At 30.4% G+C, this 20,265-nt stretch carries 7 protein-coding genes; all 7 read right to left on the bottom strand.

Annotated features, from left to right (window positions below; translation table 11 throughout):
• Nucleotides 1-283: 283 nt before the first annotated feature.
• Nucleotides 284-2,617 (bottom strand): hypothetical protein, encoded by a 2,334-nt coding sequence (locus CLAVI_RS04875; RefSeq protein WP_194844476.1) that lies wholly within the window; start codon nucleotides 2,615-2,617, stop codon nucleotides 284-286.
• Nucleotides 2,618-2,738: 121 nt separating this feature from the next.
• Nucleotides 2,739-6,074: a hypothetical protein gene (locus CLAVI_RS04870; protein WP_194844475.1), complete on the bottom strand. Its 3,336-nt coding sequence runs from the start codon at nucleotides 6,072-6,074 to the stop codon at nucleotides 2,739-2,741.
• 213 nt (nucleotides 6,075-6,287) lie between these two features.
• Nucleotides 6,288-9,257, bottom strand: coding sequence for a hypothetical protein (locus CLAVI_RS04865; RefSeq protein ID WP_194844474.1), 2,970 nt, complete (start codon nucleotides 9,255-9,257; stop codon nucleotides 6,288-6,290).
• Nucleotides 9,258-9,482: 225 nt separating this feature from the next.
• Nucleotides 9,483-11,726, bottom strand: coding sequence for a hypothetical protein (locus tag CLAVI_RS04860; protein ID WP_194844473.1), 2,244 nt, complete (start codon nucleotides 11,724-11,726; stop codon nucleotides 9,483-9,485).
• Nucleotides 11,727-11,913: 187 nt separating this feature from the next.
• The gene (locus tag CLAVI_RS04855) at nucleotides 11,914-14,916 is read right to left on the bottom strand and encodes a hypothetical protein (protein WP_194844472.1); all 3,003 of its coding nucleotides are present in this window, start codon (nucleotides 14,914-14,916) and stop codon (nucleotides 11,914-11,916) included.
• Nucleotides 14,917-14,937: 21 nt separating this feature from the next.
• Complete coding sequence (locus CLAVI_RS04850) at nucleotides 14,938-18,006, bottom strand: hypothetical protein (protein ID WP_194844471.1); 3,069 nt, start codon at nucleotides 18,004-18,006, stop codon at nucleotides 14,938-14,940.
• Nucleotides 18,007-18,026: 20 nt separating this feature from the next.
• A partial coding sequence (locus tag CLAVI_RS04845) for a hypothetical protein (RefSeq protein WP_194844470.1) occupies nucleotides 18,027-20,265 on the bottom strand: 2,239 nt, incomplete at its 5' end.

Genomic DNA, 20,265 nt, shown 5'->3' with positions numbered 1-20,265 from the left:
TAATAAGTTTTTAGCGCAGCTAAAGAGAGGGAATCAATGCAAGATCTAAGATGAGATAGAAGGTAATTAAAAGTATTATTACTTGTGTGTACTTGGTAATAAAATGTAAAGAGGATAGCTAACTTTAGCTGTATTTAAGGAAGAGTTAAGCTTTTGTAACAGTGATCCAATAAGATTAATTCTATAAATGCTCATTGTTTATTAAGAAGATAAGAAAGATGCGATGGATTTAGCGATGATATAAAATAAAGAGTAACAATAAATTTTTATTAAAAATTAATAGTTAGTTGTCATCTTCTTGATCACTAGTTTCTTCATTATCAGTTCCTGAAGAAGTTAAGGGAGGGTTAACAGGTGGACCATCCAATAGTTTAGGTAAAATAGAAGGTTCTTTGGGAGAAGGTAAAGGCTGGGGTAATGCTTTTTTAACAAGGTCTAATGTTTTTTCTAAGAGTAGTTTAGGGTTAGTGTGATGTGTTGGCATAAATAGCGAAGGATATTTTTTTCCAAGAAAATTAAGATTTTCATTAAGTCCATCAAATAATATTATAAGTGCTTCACCATGAGAAATTCGTTTCCTATTTTTTGCATCAAAAGGAAGATATGTAATATGCATTTTATGTGTCTTGAAGCGATTAGGGTTTAATAAAGACTGAATATTATTTGTTAATTTAATAATGCTAGGTCGAATTTGCCCAATAAGATGAGATAGAGAATAACGGCTCATACGTAATTGATAATAAATACTAAAATTCGTGCACTTTATACCATTAGTCCCAGCAGGAAATTTCTTTTTAGCACAACAAAACAAAGGCATTTTTATCTGAAGTTGAGGCAGGTTAAGAAAAATTCCTTCTGCAGATAAGAGAGGTGTTTTAGAATGAAATTCTCTTTTTTTTCTAATGCCAGGTAATTTTTTATTAAGTGGTTCTTTGCGACGATAAGGATGAGGGTCAGCAATTAATATTTTATTAAGTATATCTGAAGGGGAACCTTTTGGTACATTTTCTTGTAATGCTTCTTTTACTAATTCTAAGGATCTTTCAAGATAATCTAAAGGATTATGTGTGGGAGTAGGTATTAATAATATTGGATGATTTGTTTTTAAAAATATTATATTTTCTTGAATGCCAAAAAATAAATGCTGCAGCATGCTAGAGAGGGAAATTTTTAGACTTCTTTTAGTAAAAGGGCACATGTAATTTGTGGTAAATGCTTGTGAGCCATTTTTTTCACATAACGTAGTAATTGCATTTAAAAGTGCTTTGAGTGTTATTCGACAATTAGAATAACAGTCACATATGCTGGTATTATTTTTTTTGACTTGGTAGACAAGTGTATAACAACATTTGACAGAAAGATGGGGGGGGGGCAACGTTTTTTTTACAGTTTTAATAAAACATAAGGGAACGCAAAAAGGTGTTTTTTTTGGTGAGCTCTCTTCAGGGGAAGATGAAAGAGGGATTTCAAGGCTAGATCTTCTAGAAACTGTTCTGGAAGAGCATTTAGATGACTGTTCTGATGGTGTCTTTTCTTGTACAAGATTTAATAATGGTTCTAATGAAGGGTTTTCTTTTTCTAGGAATTCTATTTGTTCAGAAGTTATATTTGAGGTGGTCATGTTGGTAATAGTTTCATCAGAAAATCCAGCAGCTTGTAATCTTATGACAAGCTCCTGTGTAAGAATATGGTGTTCTGCTTGTATGATACGTTGTTCTTCTGCATCAGTAATTAAGTTTATTAATGATCTTTGTTGATGAAGTAAGTTTAGAAGCCTTTCAAGAGTTAAGTGAAGTAAAGATGTTTTTGATGTGGTAGTGGCTTCTGTGGAATTAGGGTCTGAGAAGAATAATTCATTTTGAAGGACGCAAACAATTCGTCTGTGTAATAATTGTAGATAATTTGCATAATCATTTATTGACAAATAAATCAGGGTAAATTGGCCATGATCAGGCATCAATTCAATGATTGGTAATGTATAGGATGTACATGGTTCTGGGGATATAGATCTGTTAGCTGAGGGTTCTATAAACGATGTAGTTACTGAGTAGTTTTGATCGTCTGTTGAGCTCATTTGTTCTGATGGAACAGAATTCTGCAAGATTGTAATGTCATTGTTATTGCAAGTATCAACATGTGGAGAAGAGAGTTTAGATTTTTTAGCGCCACTTTCATTAAAGTCTGAAGTTTGTACTCTTTTTTGTAATAAGGGAGCGTGAGTCTGACAAGCGCTTGTGGAAGGATTTTCATCTTGAAGGGGTAATGGTTGCTGAAAATCTGATGAGCCATCAGTAAACATTTGTGCATAAAGAGAAGACATTAACCCTTGTATACATGGGTTAGTTTCTGGAGAAGGCTCAGTTATTTTTAATTGATTGATCAAGGTCAGCATCAGATCTTCTAATAAATAAAGAGTATTGCTATGTGTGGCGGGATCGATTGAAAAAGAAGCAGGAACTGCTAAACAGACAGCTCGAGAATTCATAACTGATTTAACTAATGCACTTATCTCTAGCATTTTTACAATAGTTAAAGCACTTGTTTCTTCAGTGATAATAAACCCTTGGGTATCAGTAAATATTGAAGAATCAAAATATTTTAATGAAAAATAAGGCATATAGATAAATAATTTTTAGTTATTAAAAACATGATAAATAGCAACATCTTATTATGTTATTAATTAAAAATCTTTGTTTTTTTACTAATAAATTTTCATTTAATGTTTTAAGCAACTGTTGTTAGTCTTTTTCATTAATAAATTTTGATTTAATGTTTGGATATTTTTGAAAACCTTCTTGTAAAAGAGCAGGTAAGATAGAAGGTTCTTTTGAAATAGGTAAAGGCTTTGGTAATGCCTTTTTAACAAGAAGGAGTGCTTTTTCAAGTGTTGCTTTAGGGTCACGTATTTTCGTTGGAATAAAGAGTTCTGGGTAATCTGTCTTGAAAAACTTAAGATTTTCATTGAGTCCTTCAAATAATACTAATAATGCTTGATTTTGAGACATAGGGGTGCTTATTCCTTGAAAAGGAGAAATATATTTAAAATTAACTAAGCATCTCTCTGTAAGTGATGGATTTAATAAAAATTCAATATGTTGAATTAACATATGAATGCTTGCTCTAATATGAGCTAAAAGTTTAGTTGAAGAACCAGAAGTGGTTTTTATTTGGTAGTAAAATTTACAAAAAGCAATATCAAGAGATTTTGCTTTAGATGAGAAAACTGTTAAAGAAGAAGAAAATATAGGCATGATAGATGTAATTTCTGAAGATGTTATTGGAGGTTTTACATTTTGAAGAGGTCGTGATTTCTTTTTGATGGAAGAGGATACAGTTTTTTTTGTAGATGCTGGAATCAAAGCAGCATTTTTTTTATTGGCTTCTTTTAATATTTTAAGAAGGGTATCTGAAGGTTGTTGAGTGGGTAAATTGTTTTTCAGTTTTTTTCTTAATAACTTAAGAGAGTTTTCAAGATCAGCAAATGGATCATGTATTTGGGTAGGTCTTAGAAATGCAGGATGATTATCTTTTAAGAACGCGATATTCTCTTGAACACCAACAAATAAACGTTGAAGCATCTCTATTCTGTTAATTTTTGTGCCTTTTTTACTTGTTGGAGAGATGTAATTTAGTCCTATTGTTTTTGAATGCTGTTTATTACATAAGGTAGTAATGGCAGAAAAAAGTGTAGAAATGGTTTTTCGACAATTAGCGTAACAATCATAAAAACTAGTATTATTTTTTTTGACTTGATAGACGAGGGTATAGCAAGAATTTAAATGACGATGTGATTTTGGTGTCTTGGTTTTTATAATTTTAATAAAACATAGAGGAATGAAATATGTCATATTGTCTGATACAAGTGGGATATCATTCATAGATGATGTCTCGGGAGCAAGATCTTCAGTTGTATCCAATGTATTTGTGTGAGATGAGACAGTGTCTGAAGAAGAAAATCTAGATGTAGTTTTTGAAGATTTTTTACTAGGTATTCTTTTAATTATTAATTTTTGCAGAGGTGGGGATTTATTGTTTGCGAAAGGGGATAATGTTTTTTTTTTAGATGCAGAAGTCAGATCAGCATCTTTTTTCTGGGCTTCTTGTAGTATTGTAAGAAGGATATCTGAGGGTTGTATAGTTGGTAAATTGTTTTTTAGTTTATTTTTTATTAACTTAAGGGAGCTTTCAAGATTTGCGAGTGAGTCACTTGTTTGGGTAGATTTGAGAAGTTTAGGATGATGATTTTTTAAGAATTCAATATTTTCTTGAATACCAATAAATAAACGTTGAAGAAATTCTGTTTTATTAATTTTTTGGCTTGTTTTAGTTATTGGACAGATGTATTTTAGTCCAAATTCTTCTGAAGTATTTTTATCACATAAATTAGTAATAGCAGTGAAAAGTTTAAAAATGGTTTCTCTACAATTAGAATAACAATCATATAAATTTGTATTATTTTTTTTGACTTGATAGACAAGGGTATAACAAGTCCCTAAATACAATGAGGATGCTAATGTCTTTGTTTTTATCATTTTAATAAAGCATAGAGGAATGTAGTGGGTAATATTTTTTGATACAGGATTTATATCTTCCATAGATTGTGGAGAAAGTGATTGTGTTGATGATGATGCCTGTGAAATAAAATCAACTAGTTGCTCAGGAGAAGGGCTGTCTTGTGTATTTTTAGGTGATGCTTGTTTGCAATCTTCTGTATGTAATTCTGTTAATTGAGTGGGAACATTAGATGCAGTCATGTTAATGATGGCATTATCAGAAAATCCAGCAGCTTGTAATCTTATAACAACTTCGTCTTTCAGGATAAAATGTTCAGCTTGAATGGCTTCTTTTTTTCTTAAATTAGGTATTAATGTAATAAGGACTTCTTGTTGATGAAGTAAAGATAGAAGCGTTTGAAATGTATAATTAAATAGAGATGTTCGTGATTTAGCGACGTCTTCTGGAGTGTCTAAGAAGAATAGCTCATCTTTAAGAATCAAAGCAATATTTGCATGAAGCGATCTTAGATAACTTTCTAGATCAGATATTAAAAGAGGGGTCATAATAAATTGATCTTTTTCAGGCATCAATTCAATGACTGGTAGTGTGTAGAATGTATCTGCTGTAAGCACATTTTGTAGAGTTTCTATAGAAGATAGGCTACTTTGATTCTTTTCTAAATATTCTTCTGGGCTTTTTTGTTTTGTTAAACAAGAAGTCTCTGAGTGAAGGGTTGTATGATTGCTGAAGAAATTATCATAAGAAGAGAATTTAGATTTTTTAGATGTGCTTACACGCAAGTTAGAAGAGCTATCTCTTTTTTGTGGTGCAGGCACTTTAGGTTGAGAAGTTTTTACAGAAATTAGATCATAAATTGGGGTTGGAGTGGGTTCTTGAAAGTCTGGACTACTATTTGTTAAAAGATTTGAGTAAAGAGAAGTCATTATATCTTCAATAGGTTTATTATCTTCATTTTCTTTTGTAGGATCTGTGTCTTCGCATTTTTTCTTTACATCTTCCAGTAAACTTAAATTATCAATTTGGGTTGGAGTGGGTTGTTGAAAGTCTAGATTACTCTCTGTTAAAAGATGTGAGTAAAGAGAATGTACTACATCTTCAATAGGTGTATTATCTTCATTTTCTTTTATAGGATCTGTGTCTTCGAATTTTTGCTTTAGATCTTCAAGTAAACTTAAATTATCACTTTGGCTTGGAGTGGGTTGTTGAAAGTCTAGACTACTATTTGTTAAAAGATGTGAGTAAAGAGAAGCCATTACATCTTCAATAGGGTTGTTATCTGTATTTCCTTTTATAAGATCTGTTCCTTCTAACTGTTGCTTTAAAGTAAGCATTACATTTTCCAATAAAAAAAGCGTATTGTCATGTGTGTTTGGGTTAAGTGGAAAAGATGTTGGAACAGCTAAACAGATAGCATGTGTGTTAATGACAGATTGAACTAATGTGCTTATTTCTAAGATTTTTGTAACAGTTAAAGGTGCCTCTTCTTCAGTTAGAATAAATCCTGGAGTATCTGTAGGAGTTAAAGGATCAAAATATTTTAATGTAAAATAAAGCATATAAATAAATTATTATAAATAACTAAAAGCATAAAGATTAAGTATGGCTTATTATCTTTACAATTAAAATTTTTTATTTTTTTCTTGAAATCATTAAGCGTATCTCGCTTGAAAGGTCATTTTAGGGCATAAAATGGTTTTATAAATCTGGTATATTATTGGTAAATATTTATGCATAAAAATAAGAGATTAGCTTTTCGATATAATGATCAGTTACTTTTCCATTGAAGTAGTGTTTAGATATGTTTGTCGACCATCTGCTAAAAGAGCAGGTAAGATCGAAGGTTCTTTGGGGGTTGGTAAAGGGGTGGATAATGCCTTTTTAACCAGAAGAAGTGCTTTTTCAAGTGCTGTTTTAGAATCATATATTTTTGTAGGAACAAAGAGTTCAGGACAGGCTGTATTCAAAAAATTAAGATTTTCATTGAGTCCTTCAAATAGTACTAATAATGCTTGATCTCGAGAGATAAGGGTGCTCCTTTTTTCAAAAGGAGCAATATATTTAAAGTTAACGAAGCGGTGCTCTTTAGATAATGGGTTTAATAAAGATTCAACATCTTGAGTTGATCTGTGAATGTTTTTTCTAAGAAGAGCTAAAAATTTACTTAAAAGACCAGAAGTGGCTTTTGTTTGGTAGTGAAGTGTACAAAATCCAACTTCAAGGTTATTTTTTTTAGATGAGAAATTTTTGAAGGAAGTGCAAAATACAGGTATGATAAATGTAATATCTGAAGATCTTATTTCAGGTATTATATCTTGAAGAAGTGACGATTTCTTTTTGATGATAGGGGATACTGTTTTTGTTGTAGGTGCAGAAATTAGATCAGCATCTTTTTTCTGGGCTTCTTCTAGTATTTTCAAAAGGATATCTGAAGGTTGTTGTGTTGGTAAATTGTCTTTTAGTTGATTTCTTAATAACTTAAGAGAGCTTTCAAGATCAGCAAATGGATCATATATTTGGGTAGGTCTTAGAAATGCAGGATGATGATTTTTTAAAAATATGAGATTCTCTTGAACACCAACAAATAAATGTTGAAGCATCTCTATTGTGTTAACTTTTTTGCTTTTTTTACTTATTGGAGAGATGTAATGTAGTCCTAATTTTTCTGCATCATCTGTACCACATAAAGTAGTAATAGAAGTAAAAAGAGCAGAAATGGTTTTTCGACAATTGGTGTAACAATCATATAAACTTGTCGTATTTTTTTTGACTTGATAGACAAGGGTATAACAAAATTTTATAGAACTGTTTGATGTTAATGGCGTGGTTTTTGTAATTTTAATAAAACATAAAGGCATATAATGGGTTATATTTTTTGATATAAGCTCGATATCTTGCATAGATGGTATCTCTGGACAAAGATCTTTGGTTGTATTCAATGTATCTGTATGAGATGAGACAATTTTTACAGAAGAAGAAAATATAGGTATAATAGGTGTAGTTTTTGGAGACGTTTTGTAAGGTTTTATTTTAATTATCAAGTTTTGAAGAGATGGGGATTTTTTGTTAATGAAAGGGGATAATGTTTTTGTTGTAGATGGTAGATGTACAGGAGCATCTTGTTTTTTGGCTTCTTGTAGTATTTTAAGAAGGGTATCTGAGGGCTGTGTGGTTGGTAAATTGTCTTTTAGTTTATTTTTTATTAACTTAAGGGAGTTTTCAAGATCAGCAAGTGGGTCATATGTTTGGGTAGGTTTGAGAAGTTTAGGATGATGATTTTTTAAGAATTCGAGATTCTCTTCAATCCCAATAAATAAACGTTGAAGTAGTTCTATTTTTTTAATTTTTGTGCTTTTTTTAGTTATTGGACACATGTGCTTTAGTCCAAATTTTTTTGAATTATTTTTATCACATAACTTAGTAACAGCAGTATGAAGTTTAGAAATGGTTTCTCTACAATTGGTGTAACAATCATATAAACTTGTCGTATTTTTTTTGACTTGATAGACAAGGGTATAAAAATATTTTAAATAAAGTCTTGAGATTTTAATAAAACATAGAGGAACGTAGTAGGTAATATTTTTTAGTACAAGTGTTATATCCTCTGTAGATGGTGGAGAAAGTGATTGTGTTGATGTTGATGATGATGTATCGGAAATAAGATTAACTAATTTCTCAGAAGCAGGGTTTGCTTGAGTATGTTTAGGTGACTCTTGTTGGCAATCTTCTGTATGTATTTCTGTTAATTGATAGGTAGTATTAGATGCAGTCATGTTAGCAATAGCATTATCAGAAAAGCCAGCAGCTTGTAATCTTATAACAATTTCGTCTGTTAGGATAAGATGTTCAGATTGAATGGCTTCTTTTCTTCTTAAATCAGGTATGGATTTTATAAGGACTTGTTGCTCATGAAGTAAAGATAGAAGCGTTTGAAATGTCTGATTAGATAGAAATGTTCGTGATTTAGTATCTTTTATAGTGTCTAGGAAGAATAGTTCATTTTTAAGAATCAAAGAAATATTTTTATGAAGTAATTCTAGATAACTTTCCACATCAGATATTACAAGAGAGGTTATAATAAATCGATCTCTTTCAGGTATTAATTCAATGATAGGTAACGTGTAGATAGATGTGCTTTTTCGAATTTCTATAGAAGTTGGACTACTTTGATTCTTTTTTACATATTCTTTTGAGCTTCGTTGTTCTGTTGAACAAGAGGTTTCTGGTTGAAGGGCTGTATTATTGCTAAAAGAATTAAAATATGGATAAGAGGGCTTACATTTTTTAGATGCAACTGTAAATAAGTTAGAAAAGCTGGCTCTTTTTTCATTTGCAGACACTTTAGGTTGAGAAGTCTTTATAGAAAAGACTTTAGTTAGATCATCAATTGGGATTGGAGGAGGTTGTTGAAAATCTAGACCACTATCTGTTAAAAGATATGAATAAAGAGAAGACATTGTATGTTGAATAGGTGTATTTTCTTCATTTTCTTCTAATTGTTGTTTTAAAGTAAGCATTACATCTTCTAGTACAAAAAGAGTGTTGCTATGTACTTCTGGATTAAGTGGAAAAGAGGTTGGAACAGATAAGCAGATAGCGTGAGTGTTAATAACAGATTGAACTAAAGTGCTTATTTCTAATATTTTTGTAGCATTTAAAGGTTCTTTTTCTTCAGTAATAATGAATCCTTGAATGTCTGTAGGCGTTAAAGGACCAAAATATTTTAATGTAAAATAAAGCATATAATTAAAATCATAAATATTAAATGAGGCTTATTATCTTTACAATTAAAATTTTTAATTTTTATTATTGAATAATAAGTACAGATAGCTTGAAAAGTCATTTATAGAGTGGTTTCAACATAAATATCATGTTTTAGGCATCGATTAAAAATAAAGCAAGAACAGCTAAACAGACAGTTTCAGTATTAATAACAACTGCAAATTTATTGTTTAAGAAAATTTTAGTTAGTGTAATGGATTATTTGTCATTGGAATAACCTTTAAATATTTCTGCAGACCTTTTTCTAAAAGAGCAGGTAAGATCGAAGGTTGTTTTGGAGATGGTAAAGGTGTGGAAAATGCATTCTTAACTAGAAGAAGTGCTTTTTCAAGAGCTGTTTTAGGGTTATATATTTTCGTAGGAATAAAGATGTCAGGACAGGCTGTATGCAAAAAATTAAGATTTTCATTGAGTCCTTCAAATAATGTTAATAATGCTTGGTTTTGAGAGATAGGAATGCTCTTTTCTTGAAAAGGAGGAATATATTTTAAGTTAACCAAGTGGTTTTCTTTAGATGATAGGGTTAATAAGGATTCAACATTTTGAACTAATATGTGAATGTTTCTTCTAATATGAGCTAAAAGTTTATATGAAGGACCAGCAGTGGTTCTTAGTTGGTAGTAAAATGTACAACAAGTAACCCTAAGAGTAGTTTTTTTAGATGAGAAAGTTTTTAAAGAAGAAGAAAATATAGGCATGATAGATGTAATTTTTGAAGGTATTACTCTAGGTGTTGCCTCTTGAATAGGTAACAATTTCTTTTTCTTTATAGGCGCTAGTATTGAAGAAGTATATTTTTTCTTGGCTTCTTCTAGTACTTGTATAAGGATATCAGAGGGTTGCTCTGTTGGTACATTGTCTTTTAGTGCATTTCTCACTAATTCAAGAGATGATTTAAGGTCGGCAAATGGATCATGTGTTGAGGTAGCTTTAAGAAATCTAGGATGATGATTTTTTAAGAAGGAGATATTCTCTTGAAGGCCAATAAATACATGTTGAAGCATCTCTATTTTATTAATTTTTATAGTTTTTTTAGTTTTTGGAGAGATGTAACTTAGTCCAAATGTTTCTGAATTATCGTTACTACATAAATTAGTAATGGCAGAGAGAAGTATAGCAATGCTTTTTCGGCAACTGGAGTAACAATTAGTTAAGCTTGTATTATTTTTTTTGACTTGATAGACCAGGGTATAGCAAGATTTTAAATGGCTTTTTGGTTGTGATTTAAAGGTTTTTATAACTTTAATAAAACATAAAGGCATGTAATGGGGAGTATGTTCTGATGCTGGTGTTATATCTTCTGTAGATGGTGGAGAAAGTGATTGTGTAGATGATGATCTATCTGAAATTAGATTAACTAATGGTTCATAAGAAGGGCTCTCTGGGCTGCTTTTAGGATCCTCTTGTGTGAAATCTTTTATATATAGTTCTGTTGATTGAGTGCTAACATTAGATTCAGTCGCCGTACCAATGGCATTATCAGAAAATCCAGCAGCTTGTAATCTTATAACAATTTCGTTTGTTAGGATAAAATGTTCGGATGTAATAGCTTCTTTTCTTCTTAAATCAGGTATTGATTTTATAGAGATTTCTTGTTGATGAAGTAAAGACAGAAGTGTTTGAAGTGTTTCATAAAATAGAGATGTTTGTGATTTAGCAATGTCTGCCATAGTGTCTAGGAAGAATAGTTCATTTTTAAGGATCAAAAAAATGTTTGCATGAAGTAATTCTAGATAACTTTCCACATCAGATATTACAAGAAAGGTTATAATAAATCGATTTTTTTCAGGTATCAATTCAATGACTGGTAATGTATGGGTAGGTATATTTTTTAAAATTTCTATAGAAGTTGGACTACTTTGATTCTTTTCTAAATATTCTTTTGGGCTTGTTTGTTGTGTTAAACCAGAAGTCTCTGGTTGAAGGGCTGGATTATTGTTTAAGGAATCGCAATATGGATAAAAGGGCTTACATTTTTTAGATGCTCCTATAAATAAGTTAGAAGAGGAGCTAGCTCTCTTTTGAGGTACAGGTACTTTAGGTTGAAAAACCTTTACATTAGCTAGATCATCAATTGTGATTGGAGGGGGTTGTTGAAAATCAAGACCACTATCTGTTAAAAGATGTGAATAAAGAGAAGTTAGGGCATCTTGAATAGGTTCATTGTCTTCATTTTCTTCTAATTGTTGCTTTAAAGTAAGCATTACACCTTCCAGTAAAAAAAGAGTGTTACTATGTGTTTCTAGATTAAGTAGAAAAGAGGCTGGAACAGATAAACAGATAGCATGAGTGGTAATGACAGATTGAACTAAGCTGCTTATTTCAAAGATTTTTGTAGTAGTTAAAGGTGATGTTTCTTCAGTAATAATGAATCCAGGAGTATCTGTAGGACTTAAAGGATCAAAATATTTTAATGTAAAATAAATCATATAAATAAATTATTATAAATATTAAGTTGAGGGCTTATTATCTTTACAATTAAAAACTTTTATTTTTCATACTTGATTTCTGTAAACTTATTGCAAATGTATAGCTTGAGGGCATTAGCATGCTTCTAGAAAGCACTATGGTAGATCAATAGTAAGACAAATAGATCATATTAAAACAACAAAATTATTAATTTTCAGCTTCATCATTTTTTAGTAAATCTTCTAAAGAAGGGATTGTATTCATTTGTTGTCCTATTTTTTCTTTTAATATTTGTTTAAGTATTGAAGGACCAGTTATCAAAGGTAGATCTTTATTTAATGCTTCTGTAGCCAATGCAATAGTTTCTTCAATATTTTCTAAGGTGTTATTTGTGTCTGTACTAGTTAGAAAAGTAGGAAAATATTTACTAAAGAAGTTAATGCTGTCTTTAAGCCCATGGATTAAACGAGAGAATATTTGATCGCTACTAATAGGTTCTTTCTTACGATCAATGCGCTCTTGATAATAAAAATGACAGTGAGGCTCTTTATATTTAGCGCACAAAGATTTAATAGTTTTCAAATTTTGTAAAATAGCTGAGCGGCCATGGCCATAAGCATGCGCTAATGTTCCTGAATTGGATTGTGTGGTATAGTAAAGTGTATAGTTAGTTAATTGTCTTTTTGATAATTGTTCTTTTATTTTTAGTAAAGGAAGGAGATATATTTTTTGATTTTTTGATTTTTTATTTATACGAACATTTACTACTTCAGTAGCTTTTGAATATGATATGGGCTTGTTTAATACAGCTATAGGTACCTTGTCTAGTATAGAAACTTCATTTATTACAGGTAATGACAGGTTTAATTTGAGATACAAGTTTTTTATAGATTCAAGTGTTTGAGAGAGCTGTTGTAATATATTACAGTGTATTAAAGAGTAAAGTAGATTTGAGTGATGTTTTTGGTAATAGTTCAAATTATCGCAGAATCCTTGATATAAGATCTGAAGAAAATCTTGATAGGTGGTAATGTTTGTAATATTTTCTGGGTCAAGTGGATCTGGGCCAAATGTAATATTAGTAGAAAAAGAAGAGCAAAGTAGGTTTTCAGCATACTTTATTGAACGAAATAATACTTGGCTTATTTTATGTTTTAATCCACTTAAATCTTGATTTTTCTTTACAATGTACAATAAATGATATCTATTTTTAAAGTATTTAATATTAAATACAGGTGCAGTAAAAAATAATTGTTGTTCTGTAGCAGGGGGAGTATTAATTTCAATAAGAGGATTGTTTTTAACTTTCATATCAGAGAGAACAAGATTATCATTTAGTTCAGAATTTTCAAGAGATTGAAGAATAGAATTTAATTTTTCATAAATTTTTAAATATAATCTTGGATTTGAAAATAATGGTTCTAGATATGTTTGAAAGATCTCTTTATTGTATTTTGTTAATAAATATAATTGAGGGATTAATGAGGCAACATTAGCACTGGTTTGATCCTGGATATTATTGATTCCATAAGCTTTAACTTTAACAGTAGGTATGGTTAGTAGTTTTTGAACATCTTGAGCCATTGTTTTTATGCGAGCATATTTATGGTTTAAGAGATTGAGCCATTTTGTTTCTGGATAGTTATGTTTTTCTATGTACAGAGTTGTTTTATTATGTATTGTATGCAACCTTAGTTGATAATGAGTGCATGAATAATTTTTTTCACATTCATGTATAGAAGCTGTCTTTTCATAAGGTTGTAATAGGTTTAATAAGGTAGGAGAATGTTGGCTAGGGTCCAATATTTCATCTGTTTCTTGACAAAAAATGCTGTTAATGGTGTCTAAAAAGGTTAAAAATTGAGTTTTGGTTGGTTCTTTAACGCATGTGTTATGTCTTGATAAGAAGTAATTATTTTTTGTTATAATATAGAGTGTTTTTAATAAATTTATTCTGGAGTGGCTAGATTGTTCTGGAAGTTCTTTAATATTATCTATGCTTTGATATCCTTCGTATTTAGCTAGGTACTTTTGTAATAAAGCTAAGGATTTAGTATAATAAATTTTCTTAAGATCTTGTTTGATATATATTTTAAAAACATTACCGCTTAAGTGTGCGACCATTAAAAACATTTTTTCTTTGAGAAGAGATCGTTCTTTTGGAATATTAAGAGTAGTTGAAGGGCTAGCGATCTCTTCAGGTTCAATTTCTTTTCGTGTAATAGGCTGAACTATTGTATTGGCTTGTATATTTTGAATACTTTCATTATTGGCGCCTTCATTTTCTAAGCTTAAGATGAGTTTTTTTATGAAAAGATCATGTTGAATAGTGAAAGCAGTGCAGTCATTTATATCTTGGATAAGAGAAAGGATATATTTTTGTTTGTTAAGTAAAGATAAAAGTGCAGTTAGTGTTTTATAATGTAAATGGGATTTAGAAGATGGTCTTAAGTTATCTTTAGAAGAATCAAATATGTAGATATTTTTGCTAAGAACATAATTAATGCCTTCATATAAATACTTTAAGTATGTAGAAGGGTCCATTAGATTGTTATGTATAAGTTGGAAGGATAGTTCGTTTTCTAGAATTTCTATTGAAATGAACTCTATGGATGAATGAAGGGAAGACAAGCTTTGGCTGATTTCTAATTCTTGTTGATGGGAGACTGGGTTGTCGAAAGAAGGTTCTGTATCCATTAAAGATAAAATTGGAGCTTCAGCATCAAGGCGTGGTGTTTTATTATTGGGCTCAATTGTTAGTGAAGAGGAGGCTCTTTTTCTAGGTGATTGCACAATGGACAAAGTGCTATTAGATAATAAATCTATAGGCAAAGAGGGAGAAGAGATTGATGGAAGGTCTTGCTGGAAAAAAGCTGGATCAGCTCCAAATACGCAAAGATTAATTGTGCTACTAAGATCCTGTATTGGACTTTGGGTATCTGGAGTAATGTCAGATTCATTTAATGATTCTATGAGTGCTCCCAAGACATCTTCTAGAATTACAAGTGTATTGTTGTGGAAAGAAGGATTTAGTGGGAATGATGGTGGTACAGATGTACAAGGCAGATGCTTAGATATAACTTCTTGAGCTACGAGGTTAATAGAAGAAATTTTTGCTGCACTTAATGGACTATTTACTTCTTCTACAATAAAAGAATGGTTTTCTTGTCCTGTTAGGGAATTTAAGTAATTAAGGGTAAAATAAGTCATTATTAATTTTTTTTTCTAGGGTTATTGAATGTCATTATCATCGCTTGTTAGTAAATCTTCTAAAGAAGGAACTGGATTGCTTTCTTTGCCTATTTTATTTTTTAAAATCTGCTTAAGTATCGAAGGGCCATGTGTCGAAGGTATTTCCCCATCTAATGCTTGAGTTACTAGTTCAAGTGCTTCTTGAATGTTTATTAAAGGATTTTTTACAGATGTGCATAACAAGAAAGCTTTATAATATTTGTTAAAGAAGCTCATACAGTCAGTAAGGCCTTTAAATAAGAGAATAAGCATTTCTTTACTATTGATAGAGTCTCTTTTAGAGATAAAGGGAGATTGGTAGTAAAAAACAGTACCTTTGGTGTTACGTTGATGGCATAAATCTTTAATATTTTCCAAAGTTTTATTGATTGAATAACGACCATGGCTATAAACGTGTGGTAAACTCATAGTATTGCGTTTTGTTTGATAATAAAGTGTAAAACTAGCAAAGGATGTCCCAGTAATTGAGGAATGTTGAAAAATTTTTTTTTGTAGAGCAAGCAGAGGAAGTAGGTAAGAAGAGCCTTTTTTTAGGCTTATTGTTGCAGGTGCCAGTGCAGGTACAAAAGAGGGATATTTTTTTAATTTTGGATTTTCTAATTCATGGTCAGCCATTTGATCAAGTATAGAGGCCTTGCTTATAGAAGGTAAATTTATACCTGATAAAATACATTTTTTTTCTATAGCATCAATGGCATTAGTAAATTGTGTAAATATTTTATGTTTTCTTGAAGAGTGTAACAAAGATGTGTGATGTTTCTGATAATAGTAAAGAGTTTCATTTAATCCTTGGTATAAAGATAAAAAGAGCTCTTCAAAAGTAGTAATTTTTCGAATACTTGCTGGATTAGATGGATCTGGAATAAATATAATATTATTAATTGCAGAAGAATTTACAAGTGTATTTGCATATTTAGCTGTTTTACTAAGGAGTAAAGCCAACTTATCTTTTAGGCTATTTAAATTTTGATTTACTTTTGTTGCATACTTTAGTTGGTATTGATTTTTGTGGTAATGAATAACAAATGTATGACCAAAAAAATACTGATTTTTAGTTATTGTAGGAGGAGTATTAATCTCTAAAAGAGGATTGAGATCTATTGTAAGATGTGTTTTTTGAAAAGAGATGTCCTTATTAAGATCAGAGTTTGTAAGAGTTTTTAAAATATCTTCAAATAAAATATAGATCTTAGGATAGATGGTTGATGTTGGGTATAGGGGTTCTAGGTATGTTTTAAACATTTGTTGGTTATATTTTGTTAATAAATATAAGTAGGGAATTAATGTTGCAACAGAAGTATTGTCTTCATTGGTTAAGAAAGGAATATCAGTAGCTTGGACAGTAACAAAGCTTAGGGTTAATAATTTCTTGATATCTTTAAGCATGCATTTGATGCGAAGATGTTTATAAGATAAGAGTTTTGTCCATCTGGATTTAAGAGAGTTATGCTTCTCTATGTAAAGGATTGTCTGACAATGATTAGTATATAATCTTATTTGATAATGAGTACAGGAGCAGTTTAGGATAGGGTTGTTTTTAGCGATAGGATCTTTATAAGGTTTTATAAGATCAAGTAAGATTTTTGAATGCGCAGATGGATTGATTGGTTCTTGAACATGGGTACAAAACGCATTATTAATTGAGTCTAATAAGAGTAAAAATTTAGAATGTGTGTGACTTCGGCGATAAGTTTTTTGTTTAAAAAAGCAATAATTATTTTTTGTTACAAGATAACACATTTTTAATGTTTCAGTTCTTGATGTAAAAAGTTGTGCTGGAATTTCTTTAATATTTAACTTACATGTATATCCAATGGCTTTTTTTAGGCAATGCTTCATCGTCTTTATAAATTGAATGCATTTAAAAGATCGGTTATATGCTTTTATATAAATCTTAAAGATACCACAGTTTAGCCGACTACAGGTAAGAAACATATTTTCTTTAGTAAGGGATTTTTCTGTAGAAGTATCTGAACTCATAGCTACTTCACTTGGTGATTTTATAAAATCTGAAAGGCTATCTGTCTCTTTTATTTTTATATCTGTTGATTCCCTAATAGTGGTTGGAAAAGGTTCTTTTTGCGTGGTTTCTATGATTTTTTCAGTAAATCCTCCATCTTGTAAGCTTAAAATAATTTCTTTGGTTAAAAGCTCATGATGAGCAGTAGATGCTGTCCATTCATCCTTATTAAGGATAAGCGAAAGGATAGGTTTTTGTTTGTTAAGTAAAGATAAAAGTGACAAAAGCGATTGATGGTGTAGATAAGAGGCTGAATGTTGTTGAGAGTTTTTATCAGAAAGATCTGATAGATAGATTTGGTTAGTAAGAACTAGATCAATTCCTTGGTATAAATGTTCTAGATAGGTATTGGGGTCCATTGGATCTAAATGTGTAAATTGAAAGTGTTTATTTCCTTCTAAAATATCTATGCAGATAAATTCTGTCGTAGGTTGAGGAATATTAGTATTTGAAATGGATGTTACTGTTTCTAGTTGAGTCTGGTCTTGTTCATAAAAAAAAGATTCTGGATTTATTAAAGATAAGAGATCTGTTTCAGTATCAAGGCGTGTTTTTTTTGTGTGAGGGGAAGTTATTAATGGAGAGCCAGCTCTTTTTTTTGATTGTTTTAGAGAAGTTGTAATGGCCTGAGAAGGTGCTTCTATAGGTTTAGAAAAGGGAATGATAGAGGGAAGGTCTTGCTGAAAGCAAGCAGGATTAGCTCCAAATAGGCAAAGATTAATTGTGCTATTAAGATCCTGTATTGGACCATGGGTATCTGGAGTAATATCAGATTCATTTAATAATTCTATGAGAGCTCCCAAAACATCTTCTAGAATTACAAGTGTATTATTGTGAAAAGATGGATTTAGTGGAAACGATTGTGGTACAGATGTGCAAGGCAGATTCTTAGATATAACTTCTTGAGCTAATAGGTTAATAGAAGCAATTTTTTCTGCACTTAATGGAATATGTACCTCTTCTATAATAAAAGAATTATTTTTTGATCCTATTAAGGGATTTAAGTAGTTGAGGATAAAATAAGGCATGATTAAAGTTTTTTATAGGGTTATTTAATGTCATCGTTTTTTCGTAAATCTTCTAAAGAAGGGACTGCATTAGTTGTTTTGCTTATTTTGTCTTTTAATACTTGTTCAAGCATCGAAGGGCCACTCGTCGAAGGTATGTCTTCATCTAGTGAATGAACTACCAAGGCAAGAGTTTTTTGAAGATTTTTCAAAGGGTTATTTTCATGTAGACATGTGGTGAAATCTTTATAATATTTTTTAAAAAAGCTAATACAGTCAGTAAGGCCATGAAACAAAAGTATAAGCATCTTTTTTCTGTTAATAGATTCTTTTTTAGAAACAAAGGGAGATTGGTAGTAAAAAATAAAATTATTATTGGTGTGTTTATCGCATAGAGTTGCGATACTTTCAGAAGTTTTAGTGATTGAATAACGACTATTACCATAAGCATGTACTAAACTTATACTACTACATTGTGTTTGATAGGAAAGTGTAAAGGTAGAAGAAGGTTTTCCTGGACTTGGGTGCTCTTTAAGATTTTTTTTCTGTACAGTAAGAAGAGGAATTAGATAAATAGGGTCTTTACTCTTGTTTACTGTTGCTTCTACTGAATGAGAATCTCTTATTAATTTTGTGTTTTTGAATCCATGTTGGGTCATTTGATTAAGTATAGAGGCGTTGCTAATGCAAGGTAAGGTGAGATCTAATAAAATGGACTTTTGTTTTAAAGCATCAATAATATTAGTAAATTTTTTGAGTTTTTCTTCGTTTTTTGAAAAGAAATTATGTTTCATATAATAAAAAAAATTCTCTTGGAATCCTTGGTATAAAATTAAAAAAAGTTCTTCAATGGTGGTAATTTTTTGAGTGTTTTGAGGATTAAATGGATCTGGAATAAATGTAATTTTTTCGATGAAAGAGCAATTTAAGAGGGTATGAGCATATTTAATTGTTGCATTGAGAGAAAAGGAAAGCTTATCTTTTAGTCCAGCAAAAGATTGATTGAGCTTTGTTGTATAATGTATGTGGTATCGATTCTTGTAGTACTGAATAACAAATGCATGAGCAATAAAATGCTGCTTTTTAATTATTTTAGGAGGAGTATTGATTTCTAAAAGAGGGTTACTAGTTATTGACACGTCTGTTTTAGAAAGAGAAATATCCTTATTAAGATCAGAGTTTGCAAGAGTTTTTAAAATATTTCCCAATAACCTATAGATCTGAGGACAGACAGTTGATGTTTGGGACAGTGGTTCTAGGTATGTTTTAAACATTTGTTGGTTATATGTTGTTAATAAATATAAGGCAGGAATTAATGTTGCAACAGCAGCATTTTTTTCAGATTTTATGAAAGGAATATCAGAAACATTGACGTTAACAGAGGTTAAGGTCAATAATTTTTTGATATGTTTAAGCATGAATTTGAAGCGAATATGTTTATACTTTAAGAGATTTTTCCATGTGTCTTGAAGATAGTGATGTTTTTCTATGTGTAGGGTTGTTTGATTATGAATAGTGTATAATCTTATGTGGTAATGGATACAAGAGCAGGTTTTTTTAGGTGTGATACTAGATACAGGCTTTTCGTAAGGTGTTATGAGATCGAGTAAGATTTTTGAATGTGCAGAAGGATTGACTACTTCTTTAACATGAGCGCAAAAATTATTATTGATTAATTTTAATAATGATAGGAATTCAGAATGTGTTTTTGTTTTAAGATGAGCTCTTTCTTTAAAAAAGAAATAATTATTTTTTGTTAACAGATAAATCATTTTTAATGTTTCTATTTTTGATATAGCCATTTTTAATGAAATTTCTTTGATATCTAAATCAGATGTATATCCAATTGCGTGTTTTAGATATTTCTTCATCTTTTTTACAAATTCAGAAGAGTTAACAACTCGATTATATTTTTTTATATAGATACGAAATATACCACTATTTAGACGACTACAGGTAAGAAAAATGTTTTCTTGAGCAAGGGATTTTTTAGTACAAATATTTGAATGCATAGCGATTTTAACCGCTGATTTTATAACTTCTTGAGCGCTATCTGTCTTTTTACTTTTTATATCTGTTGCTTCCTTAATAGTTTTTGAAAAAGGTTCTTTTTGCGTGGTTTCTATGATTTTTTCAGTAAATCCTTCATCTTGTAAGCTTAAAGTAATTTCTTTGGTTAAAAGTTCATGATGAGTAGTAGATGCCATCCATTCGTTCTTATCAACGATAAGAGAAAGGATATGTTTTTGTTTATTAAGTAAAGATAAAAGTAACAGAAGT

It is taken from the genome of Candidatus Clavichlamydia salmonicola (assembly GCF_015356765.1).
In the GTDB taxonomy this organism is placed as follows: domain Bacteria; phylum Chlamydiota; class Chlamydiia; order Chlamydiales; family Chlamydiaceae; genus Clavichlamydia; species Clavichlamydia salmonicola.
The sequence above is the reverse complement of the archived record's forward strand: the minus strand, read 5'-3'. Positions and strand labels throughout refer to the sequence as shown.

What these genes read in the sequence shown, in the direction of transcription:
- CLAVI_RS04875 (WP_194844476.1), bottom strand. Translation starts at nt 2,617, where the DNA reads ATGCCTTATTTTTCATTAAAATATTTTGATTCTTCAATATTTACTGAT.
- CLAVI_RS04870 (WP_194844475.1), bottom strand. Translation starts at nt 6,074, where the DNA reads ATGCTTTATTTTACATTAAAATATTTTGATCCTTTAACTCCTACAGAT.
- CLAVI_RS04865 (WP_194844474.1), bottom strand. Translation starts at nt 9,257, where the DNA reads ATGCTTTATTTTACATTAAAATATTTTGGTCCTTTAACGCCTACAGAC.
- CLAVI_RS04860 (WP_194844473.1), bottom strand. Translation starts at nt 11,726, where the DNA reads ATGATTTATTTTACATTAAAATATTTTGATCCTTTAAGTCCTACAGAT.
- CLAVI_RS04855 (WP_194844472.1), bottom strand. Translation starts at nt 14,916, where the DNA reads ATGACTTATTTTACCCTTAATTACTTAAATTCCCTAACAGGACAAGAA.
- CLAVI_RS04850 (WP_194844471.1), bottom strand. Translation starts at nt 18,006, where the DNA reads ATGCCTTATTTTATCCTCAACTACTTAAATCCCTTAATAGGATCAAAA.